Source organism: Enterovirga aerilata (assembly GCF_013044135.1).
GTDB classification, from domain to species: domain Bacteria; phylum Pseudomonadota; class Alphaproteobacteria; order Rhizobiales; family Beijerinckiaceae; genus Enterovirga; species Enterovirga aerilata.
This window is the reverse complement of sequence record NZ_JABEPP010000002.1, coordinates 443,845-467,363: the sequence shown is the minus strand read 5'-3', so window position 1 is coordinate 467,363 and position 23,519 is coordinate 443,845. Positions and strand designations below refer to the sequence as shown.

General features: G+C 71.7%; 28 protein-coding genes. 14 read left to right on the top strand and 14 right to left on the bottom strand.

The genetic code is table 11. From position 1 onward, the window contains the following. Positions 1–66 precede the first annotated feature (66 nt). Entirely contained in the window at positions 67–282 is a 216-nt protein-coding gene (locus tag HJG44_RS07515; RefSeq protein ID WP_246736101.1) for a hypothetical protein, read from the top strand. A 44-nt stretch (positions 283–326) separates the two neighbouring features. Here HJG44_RS07515 and rplI read toward each other — a convergent pair whose 3' ends face one another. From rplI to rpsF, 4 genes are all read right to left on the bottom strand, one after another. Continuing rightward, complete coding sequence (gene rplI / locus HJG44_RS07510; RefSeq protein WP_171217733.1) at positions 327–893, bottom strand: 50S ribosomal protein L9; 567 nt, start codon at positions 891–893, stop codon at positions 327–329. A 20-nt stretch (positions 894–913) separates the two neighbouring features. Continuing rightward, positions 914–1,903 carry a DUF2232 domain-containing protein gene (locus HJG44_RS07505; RefSeq protein ID WP_171217732.1) on the bottom strand — a complete coding sequence of 330 codons (990 nt, stop codon included), beginning with the start codon at positions 1,901–1,903 and terminating at the stop codon, positions 914–916. Positions 1,904–2,021: 118 nt separating this feature from the next. Continuing rightward, positions 2,022–2,279 (bottom strand): 30S ribosomal protein S18, encoded by a 258-nt coding sequence (gene rpsR / locus HJG44_RS07500; RefSeq protein ID WP_171217731.1) that lies wholly within the window; start codon positions 2,277–2,279, stop codon positions 2,022–2,024. A gap of 3 nt (positions 2,280–2,282) precedes the next feature. Further along, the gene (gene rpsF, locus HJG44_RS07495; RefSeq protein WP_171217730.1) at positions 2,283–2,690 is read right to left on the bottom strand and encodes a 30S ribosomal protein S6; all 408 of its coding nucleotides are present in this window, start codon (positions 2,688–2,690) and stop codon (positions 2,283–2,285) included. 320 nt (positions 2,691–3,010) lie between these two features. Between rpsF and HJG44_RS07490 the strand changes: the two genes are divergently transcribed. The 7 genes from HJG44_RS07490 (at position 3,011) to era (ending at position 7,894) form a co-directional block, all read left to right on the top strand. After that, on the top strand, positions 3,011–3,217 hold the full coding sequence (locus tag HJG44_RS07490; protein WP_171217729.1) for a hypothetical protein: 207 nt from the start codon (positions 3,011–3,013) through the stop codon (positions 3,215–3,217). Between the two features lie 11 nt (positions 3,218–3,228). Beyond that, positions 3,229–4,167 (top strand): arginase family protein, encoded by a 939-nt coding sequence (locus tag HJG44_RS07485; RefSeq protein ID WP_171217728.1) that lies wholly within the window; start codon positions 3,229–3,231, stop codon positions 4,165–4,167. A 22-nt stretch (positions 4,168–4,189) separates the two neighbouring features. Continuing rightward, positions 4,190–4,939, top strand: coding sequence for a pyridoxine 5'-phosphate synthase (locus HJG44_RS07480; protein ID WP_171217727.1), 750 nt, complete (start codon positions 4,190–4,192; stop codon positions 4,937–4,939). 81 nt (positions 4,940–5,020) lie between these two features. Next, positions 5,021–5,422, top strand: a complete 402-nt coding sequence (acpS, locus tag HJG44_RS07475) for a holo-ACP synthase (RefSeq protein WP_171217726.1) — start codon at positions 5,021–5,023, stop codon at positions 5,420–5,422. A gap of 76 nt (positions 5,423–5,498) precedes the next feature. Next, positions 5,499–6,269 (top strand): signal peptidase I, encoded by a 771-nt coding sequence (gene lepB, locus HJG44_RS07470; protein ID WP_171217725.1) that lies wholly within the window; start codon positions 5,499–5,501, stop codon positions 6,267–6,269. 7 nt (positions 6,270–6,276) lie between these two features. Further along, the gene (rnc, locus tag HJG44_RS07465; protein WP_171217724.1) at positions 6,277–6,987 is read left to right on the top strand and encodes a ribonuclease III; all 711 of its coding nucleotides are present in this window, start codon (positions 6,277–6,279) and stop codon (positions 6,985–6,987) included. Further along, positions 6,977–7,894, top strand: a complete 918-nt coding sequence (gene era, locus HJG44_RS07460) for a GTPase Era (protein ID WP_171217723.1) — start codon at positions 6,977–6,979, stop codon at positions 7,892–7,894. The genes rnc and era overlap by 11 nt, the downstream gene beginning before the upstream one ends. Before the next feature lie 3 nt (positions 7,895–7,897). Here era and HJG44_RS23355 read toward each other — a convergent pair whose 3' ends face one another. Beyond that, the gene (locus HJG44_RS23355; protein ID WP_210260981.1) at positions 7,898–8,812 is read right to left on the bottom strand and encodes a hypothetical protein; all 915 of its coding nucleotides are present in this window, start codon (positions 8,810–8,812) and stop codon (positions 7,898–7,900) included. A 153-nt stretch (positions 8,813–8,965) separates the two neighbouring features. Here HJG44_RS23355 and HJG44_RS07450 point away from each other — a divergent pair, with 153 nt between their 5' ends. Further along, positions 8,966–9,865, top strand: a complete 900-nt coding sequence (locus tag HJG44_RS07450; RefSeq protein ID WP_171217721.1) for a methylated-DNA--[protein]-cysteine S-methyltransferase — start codon at positions 8,966–8,968, stop codon at positions 9,863–9,865. A gap of 3 nt (positions 9,866–9,868) precedes the next feature. Here HJG44_RS07450 and HJG44_RS07445 read toward each other — a convergent pair whose 3' ends face one another. Then, positions 9,869–10,825: a hypothetical protein gene (locus HJG44_RS07445; protein ID WP_174873174.1), complete on the bottom strand. Its 957-nt coding sequence runs from the start codon at positions 10,823–10,825 to the stop codon at positions 9,869–9,871. A 93-nt stretch (positions 10,826–10,918) separates the two neighbouring features. Then, entirely contained in the window at positions 10,919–12,112 is a 1,194-nt protein-coding gene (locus HJG44_RS07440) for a cell wall hydrolase (protein WP_171217720.1), read from the bottom strand. Positions 12,113–12,210: 98 nt separating this feature from the next. Between HJG44_RS07440 and mobA the strand changes: the two genes are divergently transcribed. Beyond that, positions 12,211–12,834, top strand: coding sequence for a molybdenum cofactor guanylyltransferase MobA (gene mobA / locus HJG44_RS07435; protein WP_171217719.1), 624 nt, complete (start codon positions 12,211–12,213; stop codon positions 12,832–12,834). Here mobA and HJG44_RS07430 read toward each other — a convergent pair. The 4 genes from HJG44_RS07430 to HJG44_RS07415 are packed head-to-tail and all read right to left on the bottom strand — an operon-like array spanning position 12,828 to position 17,668. Next, a complete protein-coding gene (locus tag HJG44_RS07430) occupies positions 12,828–14,081 on the bottom strand; it encodes a molybdopterin molybdotransferase MoeA (protein ID WP_171217718.1) in 1,254 nt (417 codons plus the stop codon). The genes mobA and HJG44_RS07430 overlap by 7 nt on opposite strands. A gap of 2 nt (positions 14,082–14,083) precedes the next feature. Next, complete coding sequence (mobB, locus tag HJG44_RS07425) at positions 14,084–14,626, bottom strand: molybdopterin-guanine dinucleotide biosynthesis protein B (RefSeq protein WP_171217717.1); 543 nt, start codon at positions 14,624–14,626, stop codon at positions 14,084–14,086. A 1-nt stretch (position 14,627) separates the two neighbouring features. Then, a complete protein-coding gene (locus HJG44_RS07420) occupies positions 14,628–16,583 on the bottom strand; it encodes a molybdopterin biosynthesis protein (protein WP_346767119.1) in 1,956 nt (651 codons plus the stop codon). Then, positions 16,580–17,668, bottom strand: a complete 1,089-nt coding sequence (locus tag HJG44_RS07415) for a MoeA family protein (protein ID WP_171217715.1) — start codon at positions 17,666–17,668, stop codon at positions 16,580–16,582. Before HJG44_RS07415 ends, HJG44_RS07420 begins: the two co-directional genes overlap by 4 nt. A 19-nt stretch (positions 17,669–17,687) precedes the next feature. On the opposite strand from HJG44_RS07415, the gene HJG44_RS07410 reads away from it, so the two are divergent. Next, positions 17,688–17,996: a sulfurtransferase TusA family protein gene (locus HJG44_RS07410; protein ID WP_346767118.1), complete on the top strand. Its 309-nt coding sequence runs from the start codon at positions 17,688–17,690 to the stop codon at positions 17,994–17,996. Here the strand turns inward: HJG44_RS07410 and HJG44_RS07405 are convergent. Next, positions 17,971–18,570, bottom strand: a complete 600-nt coding sequence (locus HJG44_RS07405; protein ID WP_171217714.1) for a DNA-3-methyladenine glycosylase — start codon at positions 18,568–18,570, stop codon at positions 17,971–17,973. The two genes, HJG44_RS07410 and HJG44_RS07405, sit on opposite strands and share 26 nt — an antisense overlap. A 79-nt stretch (positions 18,571–18,649) precedes the next feature. Between HJG44_RS07405 and HJG44_RS07400 the strand changes: the two genes are divergently transcribed. Together HJG44_RS07400 and HJG44_RS07395 are read left to right on the top strand one after the other, a co-directional pair. After that, the gene (locus tag HJG44_RS07400) at positions 18,650–19,819 is read left to right on the top strand and encodes a mandelate racemase/muconate lactonizing enzyme family protein (protein ID WP_171217713.1); all 1,170 of its coding nucleotides are present in this window, start codon (positions 18,650–18,652) and stop codon (positions 19,817–19,819) included. A 144-nt stretch (positions 19,820–19,963) separates the two neighbouring features. Next, entirely contained in the window at positions 19,964–21,049 is a 1,086-nt protein-coding gene (locus HJG44_RS07395) for a UDP-glucuronic acid decarboxylase family protein (protein WP_171217712.1), read from the top strand. Between the two features lie 2 nt (positions 21,050–21,051). Here HJG44_RS07395 and hemN read toward each other — a convergent pair whose 3' ends face one another. Then, entirely contained in the window at positions 21,052–22,404 is a 1,353-nt protein-coding gene (gene hemN / locus HJG44_RS07390) for an oxygen-independent coproporphyrinogen III oxidase (protein ID WP_171217711.1), read from the bottom strand. A gap of 186 nt (positions 22,405–22,590) precedes the next feature. Between hemN and HJG44_RS07385 the strand changes: the two genes are divergently transcribed. Continuing rightward, entirely contained in the window at positions 22,591–22,983 is a 393-nt protein-coding gene (locus HJG44_RS07385; protein ID WP_171217710.1) for a hypothetical protein, read from the top strand. Here HJG44_RS07385 and HJG44_RS07380 read toward each other — a convergent pair. Further along, positions 22,980–23,393: a hypothetical protein gene (locus HJG44_RS07380; RefSeq protein WP_171217709.1), complete on the bottom strand. Its 414-nt coding sequence runs from the start codon at positions 23,391–23,393 to the stop codon at positions 22,980–22,982. The genes HJG44_RS07385 and HJG44_RS07380 overlap by 4 nt on opposite strands. Between the last annotated feature and the right edge of the window lie 126 nt (positions 23,394–23,519).

The following is a 23,519-nucleotide window of genomic DNA, read 5'->3' as shown; positions in this document are numbered from 1 at the left end:
GCGGCGGTCGCGGCTCTCTGCGCGCCCGGCGCAGCCGCGTCTCAGGAGCGGGTGGCGGCGCCTGCCATGCCATGCGCGAGCGTTGCCGCCCTGGTGGAGGCCCGCGGGGCGGCCGTGCTCTCGACCGGCCCGATGTCCTACGAGCGGGTGGTCCGGGACCAGAGCTTCTGCGAGCTCGAGACGACGACGGCGCCCGCCTATGTGCCGAGCGCCGACATCCGGCAGTGCTTTGCCGGCTATCGCTGCCGCCCGATCGAGCGGGGCGAGGGGCGGAGCGACTGATAGCCGCCCCGCCATCCCCGGCCGACCGGGCCGGACAGCCCGAATCAGAGCTCGGCGCGGTCGCCGGCCTCGGCGAGCGCCGCGCCGACCTCGAGGCCCAGCTCGTCCAGGTCCAGCTCCTCGCGGGCGAGCACGCTCTCGCCGCGGGCCTGGCGCTCGGCCTCTTCAGGGCTGCGGGCGACGTTGATCGTGATCTGCACCTCGACCTCCGGATGGAGGGAGACCGGGACGGTGTGCAGGCCGATCGTCTTGATCGGGGTGTTGAGCACGAACTGGTCGCGCGAGACGGTGAAGCCCTCGGCCGTGACCGTATCGGCGAGGTCGCGCGGGGAGACCGAGCCGTAGAGGACGCCCGTGTCGCCCGCCTGGCGGATGATCGTGAAGCTCTTGCCGTTCAGCGCCTCGCCGACCTTCTCGGCGTCGCGCCGGCGCTCCAGGTTGCGGGCCTCGAGCTGGGCGCGCTGGGTCTCGAAATGCTGGAGATTCGCCTTCGTGGCGCGCAGCGCCTTGCCGCGCGGCAGGAGGAAGTTGCGGGCATAGCCGTCGCGGACGTTCACGGTCTCGCCCATCTGGCCGAGCTTGGCCACGCGCTCGAGCAGGATCACTTGCATGGGGGTTCTCCTAGTCAGTCTCAGGTTGGTGAGGGCGGCCCGTTCCGCCCGGGAGGCTTGTGGCGGGTGAGGTTGCGCCTGAGGGGCGCCGCCGTATCGATCATCCCGACGACCGCGAGCAGCGGCAGGACGATGTGGCCGAGCAGGATGGCGAAGAGATAGAGGAGGGCGAGGATGGCCGGCCGTCCCTGCTTGCCGAGGGTCGCCAGATGCGCGAGCCCGAGCCCCTGCAGGGCGAACATCATGGCGAGGCCTCCCGCGAGGGCGCGCCCGGCGACGCCGAGCCAGCCGGAGGCCAGCGCGGCCACGATGCCGGCTCCGAGCAGCACGAGCGCCAGCTGGGGCATGACGATGTCCGGGACGGGCGTCCAGGGCCGCGGCAGGCGGCCCGACATCGCGACGGCCTTGGCGCCGAGCCAGAGATTGAGCGCGAGCGTCACGCTGAACACGGCGGCCGCGACGATCGGCGTCACGAAGACGAGCAGGCTGACGAGCGTCTCGGTCGGCACGCCGCCGATCGTGCCGGCCGGGCCCTGGCGCGGCATGCCGAGCTCGCTGCGCAGGAGGGCCTCGGTGGCGCGCCGGAGCGTCTCGACGAACTGGGCGTGGTCCCCGCCGCCGAGCCCGATCGCGGCCGCGAGCGCGACGAGGCTGCCGGTCACGCCCGTCCAGAGGAGAAGGCGGCCGGCGGGCATCCATTCGACCGCGCCCGCCCGGTCGGGCCTCGCCCGGCCCATCAGGGCGAGATAGGCGAGCCACCAGGCCGGGAGCGCCGGACCCAGTGCGAAGGCGAGGCCGGCGCTGCTGCGGAGGAGGAACGAGGTCGCGAGCGCTCCGACCGCGACGCCGAGAAGGCCGACGAGATGGTGCCAGCCGAGCGCGACGATGAGGATCGGAAGCGGCGCGAGATAGGACAGCACCATGCCGGCCGGCGAGCCGACGGCCACCACCCCGAACAGGAGCGCGGACACGAGGCCCGCTCCGAAGCCGAGAAGAAGAAACTGTCCCATTCTGCCGCTGTCCCGCCGCTCGCGCGGGGTTAGAGACGGCACGCAGGCCGCCCCAGCGGGCCGGGCGGGGTCGCCCGGCCTCGGAGGATCCGGCGCCGCAAGCGCCGCCGGACGAGCCCTACTGGATCACGTAGGGCAGGAGGCCGAGAAAGCGCGCGCGCTTGATCGCCTGGGCGAGCTCGCGCTGCTTCTTGGCCGAGACCGCCGTGATCCGCGACGGCACGATCTTGCCGCGCTCGGACACGTAGCGCGAGAGCAGCTTCGTGTCCTTGTAGTCGATCTTGGGGGCGTTCGGCCCCGAGAACGGGCAGGTCTTGCGCCTGCGGAAGAAGGGCCGACGGCCGCCGCCGGCACCCGCGCCACCAATCGCCGCCATCGCTCAGACTCCCTCGGCCGCTTCAGGGCCGTAACCGTAACCTTCCTCGTCCCGGCGGCGCCGCTCTCTGTCCTTGCGCTCGTCGCGGTCGCGCTTCTGCATCATCACCGACGGGCCTTCCTCGATCTCCTCGACGCGCAGCGTCATGAAGCGGAGGACGTCCTCGTTGATGCGCATCTGGCGCTCCATCTCGGCGACGGCCGCGGCCGGCGCGTCGAGGCCGAGCATGGTGAAATGCGCCTTGCGGTTCTTCTTGACCCGGTAGGCGAGCGATTTCACGCCCCACATCTCGGCCTTGACGACGTTGCCGCCGCCAGCCTCGATGACGCCGCGGAACTGCTCGATCATCGCCTCGACCTGCTGGGCCGTGACGTCCTGGCGCGCCAGGAATACGTGTTCGTAAAGAGGCATGTACCTGAGCCCTCTCCCTTGTCGGAGGCTCCCGGCCGCATTGCGGCAGGAAGCCGGTTCGCGCATCCGTCCGGCGCCAAGCCCTTCGAGCCCACGGGGCTCGAGCGGTTCTTCGAAGGCGGAGACACGGGACGACGGGCTCCGGAGAGCCCTGCCTGACCACAGCGATGCGGAAGAGGCCGTCCGTTCAGCCCCCGGCCGAGGCGAACGCGAAGGCGCTCACATAGTCGAGATGGCGCGCGCGGGCAAGCAGAAAGGCCGCTGCAGGCACTGCTTCCGCAGGGGCTTCGATCGCGGGGCGGACATGCTAGGTTCGCCCGATGACCGTCTCGCAGCACGACCTGGCCCATCTCGCCGCCCTGATCGAGGCCGCGCAAGCCCATGCCGGCCGGCTCGGGCCGGAGGTGCGTGCCGTCTGCGGCCTCCTGGAGGAGGCGCTCACGATCGTGCGGGAGCTGCAGTCGAATGGCGGCAAGGCCGACGAGGGCCTGCGGCCGCAAGAGCTCACCACCGAGAACGACGAGTAGCGTCCGCCCTCATGGCCGGCAATTCGGAGGGACCGCGCGGGTTCGCGGGGCTGGAGGGCGGCGATCTCGCCGACCTCGCCGGGGTTGCGGTCGCGCTGCTCGGGATCGACGAGGCCTCGCCCTACGAGCCGGGCAGGCCGAGCCATTCCGCGGGAGCGGCTGCGGCGATCCGCAAGGCCTCGGCCGGTCTGCCGGCGAGGCGCCAGTTCGACTTCGACATCGACCGCGTCCTTCTCGGGCCGGGCCGGGAGCGCCTGATCGTCGATCTCGGCGATCTCGACACCGATCCGGGCCGCCCGGAGGAGAACCGGGCGCGGATCGAGGCGGCGATCCGCAAGATCCTGCTGTCCGGCGCCGTGCCGGTCGTGATCGGCGGCGACGATTCGGTGCCGATACCTGTTCTTCGCGCCTATGAGGGAAGCGGCCCGCTCACGGTCCTGCAGATCGACGCACATGTCGACTGGGGCGACGTGATCGAGGGGAACCCGCTCGGCTACGGCTCCATCATGCGCCGGGCCGCCGAGATGGACTGGGTCCGCGCCGAGGTGCAGGTCGGGATCAGGGGGCTGGGCAGCGGCACGCCGGACCAGATCGAGGACGCGCGCGCCTGGGGGAGCCGCATCGTGACCATGGCCGAGTTCAGGCGCCTCGGGGCGGAGGCGGTCGCGAGCCTCGTCCCCGAAGGCGCTCCCTGCTTCGTGACGATCGATCTCGACGGGCTCGACCCCTCGATCATGCCCGCGGTGAACATGCCCGGTCCCGGCGGGCTGCTCTACGGCGAGACGCTCGCCCTGCTCCAGGCGGCGGCGCGGCGCGCCCCGATCGCGGGCATCTGCATGGTGGAATTCGTGCCCGCGCGCGACGATCCGCACGGGCTCGCGGCGCTGACCGCGGCGCGGCTCCTCCTGTCCGCGATCGGCCTCGTGCCGCTTCCGGGAGGATCGGCCTGACATGGTTCGTTCGGAGGCAGGGATGCAGCCGCTGCGGCTCGGCGTGAACATCGACCATGTCGCGACGCTCAGGAATGCGCGCGGCGGGTTCTATCCGGATCCGGTCCGGGCCGCGCACGAGGCCATCATGGCCGGCGCGGACGGGATCACCGCCCATCTGCGCGAGGATCGCCGCCACATCCGCGACGAGGATATCGAGCGGCTAAAGCGCCAGATCCTGACGCCGCTCAACTTCGAGATGGCGACGACCGACGAGATGGTCGCGATCGCCCGCCGCGTCAGGCCCCATGCCGCGTGCCTCGTGCCGGAGAAGCGCGAGGAGCGCACGACGGAAGGCGGGCTCGACCTCCAGGGTGCGCCCGAGCGGCTGGCAACCGTCATCTCGGCCCTGAAGGATGCGGGGATGCGGGTCTCCCTCTTCGTCGAGCCGGAGCCCGCCGTCATGGAGCTCGCGCACCGGCTCGGCGCGCCGGTGGTGGAGTTGCACACCGGCGCCTATGCCGAGGCCTTCATCGCGGAGGAGCGCTCGCGGACCGAGGCGGAGCTCGACCGCATCCGCCGCGCCGCGGCGCACGGGGCCTCGCTCGGGCTCGAAATCCATGCCGGGCATGGCCTGACCGAGCAGAATGTCGGGCCGGTCGCCGCCATCCCCCAGATCGTCGAGCTGAATATCGGCCATGCGCTCATCGGCGCGGCGATCTTCGTCGGGCTCGGGGAGGCGATCCGCGCCATGCGGGCCGCCATGGAGCGCGGCCGCGCCGGCGCGCGCTAGCCTGTTCCGAATCGGCTGCGGCGGCCCCATATGGAGCCACTCAGGACAGCCGGCGAAGTCCGGCCTCGGGGCAGAGCGGGAATGATTATCGGCATCGGGTCCGACCTCTGCGACATCCGTCGCATCGAGAAGTCCCTGGCGCGGTTCGGCGAGCGCTTCACCGGCCGCATCTTCACGAGCGGCGAGCGCGCGAAGAGCGAGGGGCGGGCGAACCGCGCCGGCTCCTATGCGCGGCGCTTCGCGGCCAAGGAGGCCTGCTCCAAGGCGCTCGGGACGGGCATGCGGGCCGGCGTCTTCTGGCGCGACATGGAGGTCGTGAACCTGCCCGGCGGCAAGCCCACGATGCGGCTGACCGGAGGGGCGCTCGAGCGCCTGTCGCGCATGGTGCCCGACGGCCACGAGCCGGTGGTCCACGTGTCGCTCACGGACGATCCGCCGCTCGCGCAGGCCTTCGTCGTGATCGAGGCGGTGAAGCGGTCCTGATCGGCCGCATTGCCGCCCGGTAGGGCATAGTCTAGAGCGCGAGGGGCCCGCCGGGAGCGCCGGCCGGAGGATCAGCATGGCTCGGGTGGATACGGGCGCCAAGATCAGGACCAAGGACGAGGGCGGGCTGCTCGAGACCGTGAAGGTCGTCGTTCAGGCGCTCCTGATCGCGCTCGTGGTCCGGACGCTGCTGTTCCAGCCCTTCAACATCCCGTCGGGCTCGCTCGTCCCCACCCTCCTCGTCGGCGACTACCTGTTCGTCTCCAAATACTCCTACGGCTATTCCAGGCACTCGATGCCGTTCAGCCCGCCTCTCTTCTCGGGGCGGATCTGGGCGTCGGAGCCGCAGCGCGGCGACATTGCGGTCTTCAAGCTGCCCAAGGACAACTCGACGGACTACATCAAGCGCGTGATCGGGCTTCCCGGAGACAAGATCCAGGTCGTCGACGGCGTGCTGCACATCAACGGCAAGGCCGTCGTGCGCAAGCGCGTCGAGGACTACCGTACGACCGATCCCTACGGCCGGCCGGTGAGCGTCCCCCAATACGACGAGACCCTGCCGAACGGCGTGACGCACCGCGTCATCGAGCGGGACGGCGACCACGGCTATTGGGACAACACCTACGTCTATACCGTTCCGCCCGGCCATTTCTTCATGATGGGCGACAACCGCGACAACTCCACGGATTCGCGCGACGAATCGAGCGTCGGCTTCGTTCCGTTCGAGAACTTCGTCGGGCGGGCGGAGATCATATTCTTCTCCATCGACGAGAACGCCTCGGCCTGGCGGATCTGGGAATGGCCCTGGACGGTGCGCTGGGGCCGGATCCTCGATCCCATCCGCTGAGCCCGGGATGGCGCGTCGCAGCAAGCCCGACCCGTCGGGGCTCGAGACACGGCTCGGACACTCCTTCCGCGATCCGCTGCTCCTCGAGCGCGCGCTGACGCATGTGAGCGCGGCGGCCGGCGAGGCAGGCCAGAGCAATCAGCGTCTCGAGTTTCTCGGCGACAGGGTGCTCGGCCTGGCCGTAGCCGAGATGCTCTACGCGACCTTCCCGGCCGCGGCCGAGGGCGAATTGTCCCGCCGCCTCTCCGATCTCGTCCGCCGCGAGACCTGCTTCGATCTCGCCGAGCGCTGGGAACTCGGCGCCTTCCTCCGGCTGGGCTCGGGAGAGGGCAAGGCGGGCGGCCGGCGCAACCCGGCGACCCTCGCCGACGCGACGGAAGCGGTGCTCGGCGCCGTGTTCCTGGACGGCGGCTACGAGGCCGCCAGGGGCGTCGTCGAGCGCGCGCTCGGCGAGCAGATCCGTGCCAGGACCACCCCGCCCCGGGACCCGAAGACGGCGCTGCAGGAATGGGCGCAGGCCCGGGGCAAGGCGACCCCGACCTATGCGGTCGTGGAGCGCTCCGGCCCCGACCACGCGCCGCATTTCTCGGTCGTCGCCCGGATCAAGGGCGTCGAGGAGGCGGTCGGGAACGGCAAGTCGAAGCGGGAGGCCGAGCAGAAGGCGGCCCTCGCGATGCTGACCCGCGAGGGCGTCTGGACGAGCGAAGATGCAGCCTGACCAACCGACCGCACAGACGCGCTGCGGCTTCGTCGCCCTCATCGGAGCGCCGAACGCCGGAAAGTCGACGCTCCTGAACAGCCTCGTCGGCGCGAAGGTCTCGATCGTCTCGCGCAAGGTGCAGACGACGCGCCAGCTCGTGCGGGGCATCGTGATCGAGGGCACCGCCCAGATCATCTTCGTGGACACGCCCGGCATCTTCCAGCCGAAGCGCCGGCTCGACCGCGCCATGGTGACCACCGCCTGGAGCGGCGCCGGCGACGCCGACGCGATCGGGCTCCTGGTCGATGCCCGCCGGGGGCCAGACGAGAACGTGGAGGCGCTGCTTGCGCGGCTCGCCGGGATCAGGCGGCCCAAGGTCCTGATCCTGAACAAGGTCGACCTGATCCAGCGCGACAGGCTGCTCGCGCTCGCTGCCGAACTGAACGGGCGGCTCGCCTTCGAGCACACCTTCATGATCTCGGCCCTCACGGGCGACGGCGTGGAGGATCTGAAGCGGAGCCTCGCCGGGCTGATGCCGCCGGGCCCCTGGCTCTATCCCGAGGACCAGATCACGGACGCACCGCTGCGCATGCTCGCGGCCGAGATCACGCGCGAGAAGATGTTCGAGCGGCTCCACGACGAGCTGCCCTACCAATCCACCGTCGAGACCGATTCCTGGGAGGAGCGGCCGGACGGTTCCGTCCGGATCGAGCAGACGGTGTTCGTGGAGCGCGAGAGCCAGCGCAAGATCGTGCTGGGCGAGAAGGGGCAGACCATCAAGGCGATCGGCCAGGCGGCGCGCCGCGACATCGCCGAGGCGGCGGAGGCGCCCGTCCACCTCTTCCTGCACGTCAAGGTCCGCGAGAACTGGAGCGAGGATCCCGCCCGCTACCGCGAGATGGGGCTCGAATTCCCGCGCCGCTGAAGGTCAGCGCACCCGGATGATCCGCACGCGCGCGCCATAGGCCTCCGTCACGCGGCCGCCGCTCGCCGCGAAGCTGTAGGCCCGCACATTCGCGGCGCTGCCGGCAGGCGCGGCGATCGGCCGGAGCTGCGCGGGTGCGGCCGGCTGCCGAGGCTCGGCGTAGCGGCTGCGGCGGGGAGCCGCCTTCGGACGCTCGTCGCGCCGCACGGGGCGGCTCCCCTGTTCGGACGGCTTGGCGCGCCGCTCCGGCTCGGGGCGAGGCGAAGACGGTTCGGCAAGGGGCCGGTCCGGCTGGGCGACGCGCGCCGGCGCCGTCGCGGGCGGAGGCTCGGCGGGGCGGAGCGGTTCCGGACCCGTCGAGGCAGAAGGCTCAGACGAGGGCGCGGCTGCGGGCGCCTGCGCCGTCGCCCGAGGTTGCTCCTCGGGCGGGGCCGGCGACGGCTCCGGCGCCTGGGCGACCTGGGCGGGCTGTTCCGACGTGGGCTCGGTCCGGCGATTCGGCTGAAGTTCGATGATCTCGGCGCTTGCCGCGGGGCGAGGCTCCGCCTTGGGGGCGATGGCCGGAGCGGCGGGCTCCGTCTCGGCTTGCCGAACGGGGTGAGCCTCGCTCGGCCCCGGCGGCACGGCGGCTGCGGGCTCTCGGGCCGACGGTTCGACCCGTTGCGGGGCGACCTCCGGGACCGCCTGGGGAACAGGAGGAGCGATGGGCGCCGGCGGAGTTGCTTCGGCCAGCCGGGCCGGAGGCTCGCGCCAGCCCTGCGACAGACGGAGGAAGGTCGAGCCCGCGGTGGCAAGCCCGAGCCCGCAGATCGCGACGGCGGCGTAGCGGAAGGCAGGCGAGCGACGGACCGCCTCGATCCGGTTCCCCGGTTCGGACGCAGTCGGATCGTAGCTCCGCGGATACTCGGGTGCTGGCATGGAACTCGCCGGACGGGAGGGTGGCGCGAGGGCCTAGATACGCGCTCCGGCCCGATGTGGAAACGACCTCTCGACGGCCTTCCGCCGTCAGGAAACGGGTGTCCGGGAGGGCGTGGCGTGGGCTAGTCTGCGCCAAGGCTCAAGGACAGGATCATGCTCGATCTCATGCCGACCGCGCGGCACGCGCCTGCACCGGATCTCTGGCGGGAGGAGCCCGCGACCCCGGATTACGAGCGCGTCCGCCGCATCGTCTCCTTCATCTCCGAGCGCTGGCGGGACCAGCCCTCGCTGGACGAAATCGCCGCCCATGCCGGGCTCTCGACCACCCACGTCCATCACCTCTTCCGGCGCTGGTGCGGGCTCACGCCGAAGGATTTCCTCGCCGCGATCACGCTCGACAACGCCCGGGCGCTGCTCGCCGATTCGGCCTCGGTCCTCGACACCAGCTACGAGGTCGGCCTTTCGGGGCCGGGCCGGCTGCACGACCTCTTCGTGACGCACGAGGCGATGACGCCAGGCGAGTACAAGGCCGGGGGTGCCGGGCTCGATATGGCCTACGGCTTCCACCCATCGCCGTTCGGCGAGGCGATCGTCGTCGCCACCGAGCGCGGAATCGCGGGGCTCGGCTTCGTCGACGACGGGGACCGGGGGCATGCCCTCGCCGACATGCGCCGGCGCTGGCCGCGGGCATCGTATCGCGAGGATGCGGGCGCGACGGCGGCCTATGCCCGCCGCATCTTCGAGCCGGCGCTCTGGCGCGGCGACACGCCGCTGCGCGTGGTGCTGATCGGGACCGATTTCGAGATCCGCGTCTGGCAGACGCTGCTGCGCATCCCGCTCGGCCGGGCCACGACCTATTCGGGGATCGCGTCGCATATCGGCCGGCCGAGCGCCGCGCGGGCGGTCGGCGCGGCCGTGGGCAAGAACCCCATCTCCTTCGTCGTGCCCTGCCACCGGGTGCTCGGCCGCTCGGGCCAGCTCACCGGCTACCACTGGGGCCTGACCCGGAAGCAGGCGATGCTGGGCTGGGAGCGCGGCCGGATCGCCGGCTGAGCCTCAATCCTCGCCCGGCTGGCGCTGCATCAGCTCGTCGGTGGAGGGGAGCGCGTACGGGTCGGTCTGCTGCCGCCGGCGGGGCCGCGGCTCGGCCGAGGCGGTCGAGACGCCGATTCCGAGGCGCGTGGCGAGGGAGAGCGCCCGGGCTTCGGTGAACTTGGCGTTGCAGAAGCTCGTCGTCCCCTCGCGCGCATAGGAGCGGCACATCATCTCGCGGTCGGACGAGAAGGCGGCCTGCTCGGCGATGATCGGCCGCGCATTCTCCGGCCGCGCCCGGCTCGCCAGGACCTTGTAGTTGTCCCGCACGATCCTGTCGGCCGAGGCGCGCATGGCCTCGTAGTCCCGCACCTTCGGCATCAGCTGCGCCGGCTCCGGCCCCCACATCCCGCTCGGATCGGCCTGGCAGGACACGCTCTGGAAGACGCAGATGTCGGACGGGCCCTTGATCAGGACGGCCTCGTCCAGGATGTCGAACTGCAGCGGGCAGGTCGGGTCCTGGAGCTGGTAGCGGGGGGCGCCCTCCGGCCGGCCCTGCGCGACCAGCGGCGCGCCGTCCCCGCCCGCCAGCGGGATCGTGCAGGTTTCGACCGATTGCGCCGAGCGGCGCCCCACGAGCGTCATCCGCACCCGAAGATCGCCGCGCGATGTCCGCTCGATCCTGAGGCTTCCGTTCGAGCCGTTCTGCTTGAGATCGCGGCCGAGAACCGAATCCTCGCTCGGCGCCTTCACGGAGCCGACGCGCGGAAGGGCAGGGCCCGCCGGCGCGGAGGGGCGGCGGGGCTCGTCGAACGGCATCTCGGGCGGGGGCGCAGGCTCCGGCCGCTGGTAGGCCGGCGGCTGCTGCGGCGGCCGGGACGGCTTGATGCCGAACAGCAGCTCGAAGATGTTCTGCGCCTGCGCACCGCCCGCCGCGGCGGTCAGCGCGGCCACGAGAATTGCGAGGCCTATGCGTCTCATATCGGGGAGCGGTCGCGCAGGTCTGCGCCGAAACTATGGCCTCCTAGCATATCGGCCGGCCCAAGTCGTGGCGCGGAGGCCACATCCGCCAGGTCAGGTCTGCCCGGGGCGGAGCTGGTAGAAGATGTGCCGGCCGATGACGTCCATCTTCTTGAGCCGCTTGGCCCAGTACGGCCGCACATAGTCGGCGTGGTAGTGCGTCGCGCCGCCGACATCGGTGAGGTAGGTGCGGCCCTCGGTGACGTCGCGCGCCACCCGCTTCGCGGTCTCCCACGCCTCCGCGTCCGTCACCCGCAGGGCCTTGCCCTCGCAGGCGAAGGTGAACTGGCAGGCGAGGTGGCGGTGGCGGTTCTGGTACACGACCCCGCAGACGGAGGCCGGATAGAGCCCGCTGCGGACACGGTTGAGGACGACCTGGGCCACGGCCGCCTGGCCGTCCTCGGGCTCGCTGCGGGCCTCGAAATAGACCGCCTCGGCGAGGCAGCGCTGCTCGCGTTCGAGGCTCCCGGGCGCGATCAGGTCCGCGTAGCGCGGCCGCGCCTCGGGCTGCTGCGCCTGGGGCAGGAGGGGCAGCGATACGGGCGCGGCCGCGATGGCGAGCGGGACGTTGTCCACGGCAGCCGGCGTCGTCGAGGCGAGTGCGAGCGCGCGGGAGGTCGTGGGCGTCGCGCCGTCGCCGGAAAGCCGCGCCGGCCCGCGCGAGGCGCCGGTCGAGCCGGCGGCGGCCGCCCTCGGCGACTGGACGGAGCTGGAATTCCGGGTGGTGACGGTCGGGTCCTCGCCGGACCAGGGTTCGAGCGAGCGGGACGCCTCCCAGTCGGGACCCTCGACCGATCCCGGCATCAGGACGGTCGGGGGAAGGATGCGCTCGTCGCGCGCGAAGGCGAGGCGCTGCGAGACGGGCGGCGACAGCCGCGCAAGCTCGATTCCGCGGCGGCTCAGGCTCGGCCTGAGGGCCGGGAGGGCAGCGCCCTTGCGGGAGCGGGTGACCTCGGGCAGGGCCTGCACGTCAGCCTTCGCCTCGTGGCGGAGCTGCGCGAGAGCCGCTTCCGGGACGACCTCGTCGAGCCGGATGGCGGGAAGGCGCAGGCTCGCGCTCGCGACGATGCCCGCGGGCGAGACGAGCCGGGCTTCCGGCAGCGCGCCCTGGCGATAGGCGGGGCCGGCGCTGATGCCCGCCTTGGGGTCGTTGCTCGCGACCGCCGTGAACGACACCAGGAGCCCCGCGGCGAGAGCCCAGGGCACGACCGTGGCGCAGGCCCAGCGCAGGTTCGAGTGACGCCCCATCTCCGTCCCAAGCCCGCCGGCAGGACCCCGGCGACAGGCTCGAATTTTCCGCAAACAGGGTTGCGGAGCGGTTAAGGAAAGCCGGAGAGGCGGAACCGATGACGACCCATCCTGACACGCTCGGCGTCGTGCTCGCCGGCGGGCTCGCACGCCGGATGGGCGGCGGCGACAAGGGTCTGAGCCTCATCGAGGGCCGGACGATCCTGGAGCGGCTGGTCGAGCGGCTCGGGCGGCAATGCGCGGGCGTGATCCTGAACGCCAACGGCGATCCGGAGCGATTCGCGTCCTTCGGCCTTCCCGTCGTGCCCGATTCGGTTCCCGGCTTCGCCGGGCCGCTCGCCGGCGTGCTGGCCGGACTCGACTGGGCCGCGGCGCACAGGCCCGACCTCGGCTGGATCGCGACGGCGGCCGCCGACACGCCCTTCCTGCCGCAGGACTTCGTGGCCCGGCTTCATGCGGCCCGCTCGGCGGCAGGCTCTCCGCTCGCCTCGGCGGCCTCGGGCGGCCGGACGCATCCGGTCAACGGCCTCTGGCCCGTTGCGCTTCGGGACGACCTGCGGCGGGCGCTCGTGCAGGAGGGCGAGCGCAAGGTCGGGCGCTGGACGGCCCGGCACGGAGCCGCGACCGCCGAATGGTCGGGCAGCCCGGATCCCTTCTTCAACGTGAATGCGCCGGAGGATCTCGAGGAGGCGCGCCGGCTCGCGGCGGGACGCGCTCAGTAGAGCACGGCGTAGGGATAGAAGCCGACCGGGTCGCCGGGCACGATGCCCGTCGCATCCTCCCGCAGCTCGACCAGCCCGTCGGTCTCCGTGAGCGAGGTGATCACGCCGGCGCCCTCGCGCGGGTGCTTCTCGGCCCGGAGCCGCCCGTCCCCGCCGCGGGTCAGCCGCACGCGGACATATTCCCGCCGGCCCTCCTTCTTCCGGTAGGCGAAGCCGGCCGCGACCTCGACGGGCTCGGGCGCGCGGAATTCCTCGCCGGCAAGGCGGGCCACGAGCGCCCGCCCGAGGAACGCGAAGGTGACGAAGGCGGCAGCGGGATTCCCGGGCAGGCCCATGAAGGCGCTTCCGGCCACGACGCCCATCGCTACCGGCCTGCCCGGCTTGATCCCGATCCGCCAGAAGGTCAGCGCCCCGGCGCTCTCGACGGTGGCGCGGACGTGGTCCTCCTCGCCGGTCGAGACGCCGCCGGAGGTGAGGATGAGGTCGTGGCATGCGGCCGCCTCGGTCAGGGCCGCATGCATCGCCTCCCGGCGGTCGGGCACGATGCCGAGATCGCTCACGGTGCAGCCGCTGCGCCGGAGCAGGGCGGCGAGCATCGGCCGGTTCGCGTCGTAGAGCTGGCCCGGCCGGAGCGGTTTGCCCGGAGCCGCGACCTCGTCGCCGGTCGACAGGACCGCGACGCGGAGCCGCTGCCGCACGGGCGCATCGGCCAGTCCGAGCGCCCCCAGGAGGGCGAGATCGGCCGGCCGGAGCCGCCGCCCCGCCGGGAGGGCGAGCGCGCCTGCGGCCAGATCCTCGCCCGCGAGGCGGCGGTTGGCGCCGCGCTTCAGCCCTTTCGGAAGGCGCGCGCGATCCGGTCCTTCCAGAACCACGTCCTCCTGCATGAAGACCGTGTCGAAGCCGGCCGGCATGGGCGCGCCGGTGAAGATGCGCACAGCCCCTGCGGTCTCCGCCGCCGCAGGCCGCGCGCCGGCCGCGATCCGGCCGGAGATCGGAAGCACCGTGTCGTCCGCCGGCGAGAGATCGCCGAACCTGACCGCGTAGCCGTCGACGGCGGAGTTGTCGAAGGGCGGCAGGTTCACCCCTGCGGTCAGGGGCTCCCCGAGAACACGGCCGTCGGCCTCCGCCAGCGGCACCCGCTCGGTGCCGACGATGCAGGCGACGCGCGCGGCGATCAGCGCCAGCGCCTCCTCCATCGGCAGCAGCCGGTCGCCGGCGGCGAAACAGTCGTTCGTGAGCTGCGCCATGGTCAGGCAGGCGAAGGCTCGGCCGCGAGCCGCGCGAGAACCTCCGGCAAGGGAAGCGCGTGGGCGGTCGCCGCCTCCGCGATGGCCGGCACATCGTCCAGATGCATGGCGGGAACCGGCAGGCCGGGCGGCGCCTCGGCATCCGTCGCCAGGGCGACGATCCCCGGGAATTCGGGGAAGAGGAAGGGCCGGCCATTCGCCGTGCGATGCACCTCGATCTTGGGGTGGGGCTCCCGCTTGAACCCCTCGACCACGACGAGGTCGACCGGCGACAGGCGGCCGAGAAGCTGCGCCAGCGGGGGCTCCGGCTCGTCCCGGAGCTCGTGAACGATGGCGTAGCGTCGGCTGGAGGCGACGAGCACCTCCGTCGCGCCCGCCTCGCGGTGGGTGTGCGAGTCCTTGCCGGGCTGGTCGATGTCGAAGGCGTGGTGGGCGTGCTTGAGGGTGGATACGGACATGCCTCGTCGCCGCAGCTCCGGAATGAGCCTGGCGACCAGCGTCGTCTTTCCGGCGCCGCTCCAGCCGGCGAGCCCGATGACACGCATGTCAGCTCTCCGCGGCCGGCCGGAAGCCGAGCTTCCGCAGCGAGGCGAGGGTCGCCGGCTCCTCGAGCGCGGCCAGGAAGGCGGCGACGCCGCGCCGCCCGCGCCGGGACGAGACGAGCGCGAAGTCGAAATGCTCCTCCGCGATCGGAATGAAGCCCAGGCCGTAGAGCTCCGCGACCGGCCCGATCGCGACGCCCCAATCCGCCCGGCCGCGCGCGATCGCCGCCGCGACCGCGTTGTGCGAGCGCGGCTGGTTCGAATAGCCCTCCGGCCGAGCACCGCCGAGCAGCCCGTCGATGACGATGCGCGTGCCGGCGCCGGCATTGCGGTTGACCATGTGGCAGTCCGGATCGGCCAGGGCCGAGGCGACCGCCTCGGCGGGCGAGCGGCCCTCGAAGCGCGGGTCTCCACGCCGGTAGACGAAGCCCTGCATGCGCCGCCAGCCTTCTACCAGCTCCATCCCCGGCGCCAGATAGGGGCGGTTGTAGATGCCGGTTGCGGGATCGAGGAGGTGGATGGGCGCGATGTCGCACTCGCCTCGCCTCGCCGCCGCGAGGCCGCCCTGGCTGCCGACCGCCATGAGCCGCGCCCTGATCCCATCCTCTGCCAGGCGCGAGATGATCGGCTCGAGCCCGAGGCAATGGCTGCCCATGATCACGAGGTCGGGCTCGGTCACGTGCGGTGTGAAGAGCGTCACCTCGCTGCGCGTGCCCGCCGCGACGGCATCCGCAAGCGCCTCGACCGTGATGAAGCCGTCGGCCTGGGAGAAGGCCGTCACCGAGCCCGAGCCCTTCCCGAGCGGGTAGGCGGCCAGGCCGTCCTCCAGCCCCAGCAGCGAGACCATGACGAATTCGGTGCGGCCGAGCTCGGACGGCACGCGCATCGGGATCGTCGCCTGCACCTTCGCCGCGCTGCGGGGCGGCAGGCCGGCCAGGCGGCGCAGGCTCGGCGCCACCATGTCGTGGAAGGTGAACATCGCCGAGGTCGGGAAGCCCGGCAGGATCACGACCGGCTTGCCCGCGCAGACTGCCAGGAGCAGCGGCTTTCCGGGCTTCAGCGCCACGCCATGCGCGACGATGCCGGGGGGGCCGAGCTCCGCGACGAGGCGGTAGGTGAGGTCGCCCGCGCCTTTCGACGTGCCGCCGGAGAGCACGATCATGTCGCATTCGGCATGGGCGCGCCGGATGGCGCCCCTGAGTCGGTCCGGATCGTCCGGGACGGCGCCGTAGGATACCGGCTCGCCGCCGTTCTCGGCGACCGCCGCTGCCACCACGGGCCCGTTCGAATCGTAGATGGAAGCAGGCCCGAGCGGCTCTCCGGGTGCGACGAGCTCGTCGCCCGTCGAGAGGATCCCGACGCGAGGCCGCCGCCAGACCTCGATCTCGGCCACGCCGCAGGCCGCGAGCACGCCGATCTCGCGCGAGCCGACGATCGTGCCGCGCCGGACCAGCGTCTCGCCGGCCGTGATGTCCGAGCCCGCGAAGGACAGGAAGGCTCCGGGCGAGATCGGTCGACGCACCTCGATCCCGTCGGGGCCCGCCGGCTCGGTCGTTTCGACCATGATCACCGCATCCGCCCCCCGCGGGACCGGCCCGCCGGTCGCGATCGGGGTCGCGGTCCCGGGCTCCACCGCGACAGCCGGCACGACTCCGCAGGCGATGGTCTCCGGGTTCAGCCTGAGGCGGACGGGCAGCGCGGCGGACGCATCGGCGAGATCGGCCGACCGCACGGCGAAACCGTCCACCAATGCGCGATCGAAGGGCGGCACGTCGATCGCGGCCGGGATGTCGGACGCGACCACCCTGCCGAGGGCGCCGGAAAGAGCGACGCGCTCGGTTCCGACCGGCCGGGCCTGCAGCGCCGCCTCGAAGCGGCGCAGCGCTTCGTCGCGCGGCAGGACGTGGAGGAACTGCTCCTGCGCCGCGCCGGCGGGAAGATCGCGGGGGAGGCTGTTCACGGCCGGAATCGCTCCGCCTCGATCGTCTCGCCCGCCGCAAAGCCTTCGCTCTCCGGCGGGACGATGAGCCATGCCTCGGCAGCCGCGATGGCCGCGAGCGGAGGATCGCCCGTCGCGAGGGGTTCGAGCCCTCCGGGCGCGCGGCGCAGCAGCACGAGCTCGGCAATCCCGACCGACGAGGCGACCTTGCGGGCCAGGGGGCCCCGTTCGACCAACCCCGGCTTGGCTCCGGCGAGCTGACGGAGGACCGGCAGGCCGAGCCCGAGGAAGACGCCCAGCGCATCCGCGAGCCGCGGCTGGGCCAGCAGGACCGGACAGGTGCCTTCCACTAGGGCGGCGCCGTCCTCGCCCGGCCACAGCGCGAGCCGGGCGGCGACAAGCCGGCCGCCCGCCTCCGGCAGGGCCTTCGCTTGTTCTTCCACAGCCTCGATGACGATGGCGAGATCGTAGCCGGCACTCTCGCCCGGACCGATCTTCGGCGCGAGCCGGACCTCCGCGCCTGCCTCGCGCGCGAGCGCCGCGACGAGCCCGGCCGCATCGCCCCGTCCGGCCACCAGAACCTTCGGACGACGGATCAAGGCCTCCTGGAGCCCGGCGGCTCCCGCGACGGCCACGTCCACCGGCCGGAGCGCAAGGCCGGCCTCCCTGAGCACCGTGCCGGCGGCGGCATCCTCGCCGCGGCGCCGCGCCCAGAAGCCCGGCGCGACGCTCTCCTGGACCTCCACCAGCCCTGCGGCGATGCTGACGGCGTCCTCCGGCAGCACGGCGTCGGCCCCGCTCGGAAGAACATCCCCGGGCCCGACCAAAGTCGGGACGGATGCGAGGGGCAGGGGAGAATAGGGCCCCGCGCCGGTCGTATCGGCAGCCGCGACCGCATAGCCGCGCCGCAGAGCCACCGCGCGGGGCGGAACCGGCGAGGGCGCGACGAGCGCGGCGGCGAGCACGCCGCCTTCGGCTTCCCCCAACGGCAGGCGCCGCACCGCCACGGGCGCGAGATCCCGCGTCAGCTCCGCGAGCACGCGGGCCGCCGGGACGAGCAGGCCGGGGGACGCCGGGAAGGGTCTTCCGAGTACGAGGGCAGTCATGATCCGAAAGAATTCTGGCATGCCAGACTGGCGCCGCAAACCTCCATGCGGCATGTGGCCCATCGCCATGTCCCGGACGGATGCGACGCGCCTCGACCTGCGCGGTCTCAAATGCCCCCTGCCGGCGCTGAGGACGCGCGCCGCCCTGGCGCGTCTCGCGCCGGGGGAGGCGCTGGTCGTCGAGTGCACCGACCCGCTTGCCGGAATCGACATCCCGCACCTTCTTCGCGAGACCGGGGACAGCCTGGAAGGGCAGGCGCGGGATGGCACGGCGCTCGTCTTCCGCATCCGCAAGGCGGGTGTCAGACCTTCGGGAAAGGACGGCTGAGAAAGCGCGAACCTGCGAGGCCGAAGCGCCAGGGCAGCTCGGCCGCCTTGCTGATTCCGATCCGCGGCCCGGCCACGATGGGCGGTTCGCAGCCTCGCGGGAGCACCGCGAAAGGCGGCTCCGCGAGGGGCAGTCCGTCATGTGCGATGGTGATCCCGAGCGCCTGGGTCAGCCTCCCGGGCCCGGCACAGAGCGCGCGCGGCTCGTCCAGGTTCCGGCGGGCCCGCATGGTGTCGAGTCCGGCCCGCGGCTCGAGCGCCCGCACGAGCACGGCGCTGCCGTGGCCGGCCTCGCCGCAGACGAAGTTGAGGCACCAGTGGATCCCGTAGGAGCGATACACATAGGCGCGGCCGGGCGGGCCGAACATGGCCGCGTTCCGCCGCGTCGGCCCGGAGAAGCTGTGCGAGGCGGGGTCCTCGCGGTCATACGCCTCCGTCTCGACGATCACCCCGCCGACACCTGCCACGAGGAGCGTCGCGCCGATCAGCTCGCGCGCGACGGTCACGACGTCGCGTGCGAAGAAGCGTTCGTCCAGGGAGACCGCCCCGGTCGCGGCCTGCGGCGCGCACGGCATTGATCTTTCACACCTTGCATCGATAGGGACGGGATGGGAGCGGCGCCGCCCTCTCCAGCCAAGAAGCCGAAAGAGCGCGATGTCCGTTCGTATTCTCGACGTGAAGGAGGTGACGCAGCCGATCGCCTCGCCGATCCGCAACGCGTATATCGATTTCTCGAAGATGACGACGAGCCTCGTCGCCGTCGTCACCGACGCCGTCCGGGACGGCCGCCGCGTCGTCGGCTACGGCTTCAACTCGAACGGCCGCTACGGCCAGGGCGGGCTGATCCGCGAGCGCTTCCGGCCGCGCATCCTGGAAGCCGCGCCCGAGAGCCTTCTCGACGAGAGCGGCGAGAACCTGGACCCGGACAAGGTCTGGGACACGATGATGCAGAACGAGAAGCCGGGGGGGCACGGCGAGCGCTCGGTCGCGGTCGGGACCATCGACATGGCGGTCTGGGACGCGGTCGCCAAGATCGAGGGCAAGCCCTTGTTCCGGCTCCTGGCGGAGCGCTGCGCCCGCGAGGCCGATCCGAAGGTCTTCGTCTATGCCGCGGGCGGCTACTACTATCCGGGCAAGGACGACTCGATGCTGCGTGCCGAGATGCGCAGCTATGTCGAGCGCGGCTACACCGTCGTGAAGATGAAGATCGGCGGCGCGTCCCTCGACGAGGATCGCCGGCGGATCGAGGCCGTCCTGGACGAGATCGAGGGCGACGCCCAGCTCGCCGTCGATGCGAACGGCCGCTTCGATCTCGTCACCGCGATCGACTACGCCCGGATGCTCCGGGACTACCCGCTGTTCTGGTACGAGGAGGCGGGCGATCCGCTCGACTATGCGCTGCAATCGGCCCTGTCGGAATTCTATCCGGGCCCGATGGCCACGGGCGAGAACCTCTTCTCGCACCAGGATGCCCGCAATCTGCTGCGCTACGGCGGCATGCGGCCGGACCGGGACTGGCTGCAATTCGACTGCGCGCTCTCCTACGGCCTGTGCGAATACCTGCGCACGCTCGAGGTCCTCTCCGGAATGGGGTGGTCACCCTCCCGCTGCATCCCCCATGGCGGCCACCAGATGTCGCTCAACATCGCGGCCGGGCTTCGGCTCGGCGGAAACGAGAGCTACCCGGACCTGTTCCAGCCCTATGGCGGCTTCCCGGACAGCGTGAAGGTCCAGGACGGGCACATCGTCATGCCGGAGCTGCCGGGAATCGGCTTCGAGGGCAAGGCGGACCTCATCCGCGTCATGCGCCAGCTAGCGGAATAGGAACTTCATCGTATCTGATCGAGGCGGAACAAGTCGCGCCAGCTTGAACTTACCCTAGCCATTCGCTCACAGTTTCGCGGACCGCGAGTGGTCGAGACCCGCGGCACGTTACGCGTGCCGCGCAAGGCGGAGGATCGGGGTCGCATGCGTTATGGCTCGACGAAGAGAGTGCTCGTGACCGGCGGGGCCGGTTTCCTCGGCTCCCACCTCTGCGAGAGGCTCCTCGCCCAGGGCCACGAGATCCTCTGCGTCGACAACTTCTTCACGGGCACGCGCCGCAACATCCAGAAGCTGCTCGACCACGATCGATTCGAGCTGCTGCGCCACGACGTGACCTTCCCGCTCTATGTGGAGGTGGACGAGATCTACAATCTGGCCTGTCCAGCCTCGCCTATTCACTATCAGTTCGATCCCGTACAGACAACGAAAACGAGCGTGCACGGCGCGATCAACATGCTGGGTCTCGCCAAGCGCCTGCGCGCCAGGATCATGCAGGCTTCGACGTCGGAGGTTTACGGCGATCCGGAGGTGCATCCGCAGCCGGAGAGCTACTGGGGCCGGGTGAACCCGATCGGCATCCGCTCCTGCTACGACGAGGGCAAGCGCTGCGCGGAGACGCTGTTCTTCGACTACCACCGCCAGCACCGGGTGGAGATCAAGGTCGCCCGCATCTTCAACACCTACGGGCCGCGCATGCACCCGAACGACGGGCGGGTGGTCTCGAACCTCATCGTCCAGGCGCTCAAGGGCGAGGACATCACCGTCTATGGCGACGGCTCGCAGACGCGGTCCTTCTGCTACGTCGACGACCTGATCGAGGGCTTCCTCAAGCTGATGAACACCCAGCCGGAGGTGACCGGTCCGGTCAATCTCGGCAATCCGGGCGAGTTCTCCATCGCCGAGCTCGCCGAGATCGTCCTCGACCTGACCGGCTCGCGCTCGAAGGTGGTCTACAGGCCGCTTCCCGCCGACGATCCGCGCCAGCGCCGGCCCGACATCTCCGTCGCGAGGACGGAGCTCGGCTGGGAGCCGCAGATCCAGCTCCGGGAAGGCCTCGTGCGGACGATCGCGTATTTCGAGGAGTTCCTGCGCGAGGAGGGCACGCTCAAGCTGACGGCGCCGAAGCGCGCGCCCGCGCTCAAGGCGGTCGCGCACGGCAACGGGGCGGCCGCGGCGACACCGAAAGCCGCGCGGCCGACGGTGGTCCCGGGCGGACGCGCCGTGCTGTAAGCTCAAACGGCCGGGCTGTGCGCCCGGCCGGACTGGCCGAGATGGGCGTCGAAGGCCGAGGCGACGGTGCGGACAAGGAGCCGCGCCTCCTCCGCCACGGTCACGACCGGGCCGCGGATGCGGATCAGCCCGTCCGCCTCGAGCGCGCGCAGCTTCGGCAGGCTGCCGAGGAACGTCTGCGGCAACGCGCCGTGCTCCGCGCAGAGCGGCGCGAGATCGACCTCGCCGTCGCACATGATCCGTTCGATGACCTTTGCGCGCAGGCGGTCGTCCGGGGTCAGCGGACAGCCTTTCGCGGTCGCGAGCCCACCCTCCCGGATCCGTTCCAGATAGCGCGAGACGACGACCTCGTTCTGCACGTAGCCCTGCGGCAGCCGTCCGATCGCCGAGGCGCCGAACCCGATCAGCACGTCGGCATCGTCCGTCGTGTAGCCCTGGAAATTCCGGCGAAGCCGGCCTGCCGCATGCGCCCGCGCCATCTCGTCCTCCGGGAGCGCGTAGTGGTCGAGCCCGATCCGGCGGTAGCCGGCGGCCACGAGCGCCTCCGCGATCGCCTCGGCCTGTTCGTGCCGCGCCTCGCCGTCCGGGAGCGCCGCCTCATCGATCCTGCGCTGGTGCTTCTTGAAGGACGGTACATGCGCGTAGCCGAACACGGAGAGCCGGTCCGGCCGTAGCTCCAGGCAGCGCCGGACGGTGTCGCGGCAGGATCGCGCCGTCTGGCGAGGCAGGCCGTAGATCAGGTCGAGATTGATGCCCCGGATGCCGGCCGTCCGCAGCGCGTCGACCGCGCGCGCCGTCTGAGCGAAGCTCTGCACGCGCCCGATCGCAGCCTGGACGGCCGGATCGAAGCTCTGCACCCCGAGGCTCGCCCGCGTGACGCCCGCCGCTCCGAGCGCCGCGATCATGCCGGTCGCGAGGGTCCGCGGATCGATCTCGACCGCGACCTCCGCATCGGCCGCAAGGCGGTACCGGGCGCGCAGGAGCGCGGCCAGAGCGACGAACTCCTCCGGCCGCATGATGGTCGGCGTGCCGCCCCCGAAATGGACGTGCCCGACCGCGAGCGGGAGGCCGATCCGGTCCGCAACCGTGCCGATCTCGCTCCGGAGCCCGGCAAGATATGCGGCGATCGGCTCGTCCCTTTTCGTGATCGACGTGTGGCAGCCGCAATACCAGCACATCGCGCGGCAGAACGGGACGTGGATGTAGAGCGAAGCGCGCAGGTCGCCGGCGAGGGAGGCGAGCCAGCCCTCGTAGGACGCCGTATCGATCGCCGGCGAGAAGTGCGGGGAGGTCGGGTAGCTGGTGTAGCGCGGCAGGCGTTCCTCGCCGTAGCGCGCATGCAGGTCGTCTTTCATCTCTGGCCAGGGTTCCGGCGCCGCCTGCGCCTTCTCCGTCCTGATGGGAGCTCGCCGCGCGGGCGGCGTTGATCCTCCGCAAATTCCGGAGCCGCACCACGCTTGCGCCAGATCAAGGTCGGCTCGCGCGCCGCGGATAGCCTTGCCGCGAGGCTGGCGGGGTGCCGGGCGCGGGAGGGACGCGGGATGAGCATGGCCACGACGCTTCGGTCCTGGTGGACGGACCGGAAAGCTGAAACCGAATTCAACCATCTCGGGTCGGGCGAGCGTGCCGCGATTGCGCGCGACGTCCGGCTTCCGGAGGAGATGCTGAGCCGCATCGTCGAGCACGGCGGGACGGGACGGCTCGAGCTGTCGCAGCTCCTTTCGGAACTCGGCATGGACGAGGGGGAGATCGCGCGGGAGCATCCGGGCGTGATGCGCGATCTCGAGGCGACCTGCGCAGGCTGCGACGGGCGGAGCCGGTGCCATCGCAACCTGGAGCGCGGCACCGCGGCAGAAAACTTCGAAACCTACTGCCCCAATGCCGTGACGATCGAGGCGCTTCTCGTCCAGAAGGCGCGCCGGGCCGGGTTCTAGCCCCCGTCGGCCGGGCCGGCCGCCTCGCCGGCGGGCTCGGCCTTCGTCTTCGGCTTCGGCTGGCGACGGCGCGGCGCGGCCTTGGCAGCCTTGGGCTTGCTCTCCGCGGGATCGGATCCGGCAATCAGGTTCTGGGCGGCATCCGTCACGAACCCGGCGATCGCGCCGGCCGCCGCCTGGGTCGCGTCCGACATGATCGAGTGCGGGCGGCTCCGCCGACGGCCGTCCTCGTCGCGCGTGCCGTGGCGCTCCCCTCGATCCTTGACCAGCGCCGCGGCCGCCGCCGTCGCTGCCGCGACGAGCGCATCCGCCAGGATCTCCCGGCCCGCGCGACTGCCGACCAGGGTTTCGAGCACGCCCGACTTCCTGAGCGCCTTCGGCACCTTCAGGCCGGCAACCTTCTTGGGCACCCTTGTCTTCCCGGACTTGGCCATCTGAACTCAACTCCATGGGCCTGAGCGGCCCTACCGGTGCGGCACCGGGACAGCCTTAGCGGCGTCCTGTGACACATGCGTGTCACAGGAGCGTCACCTTCG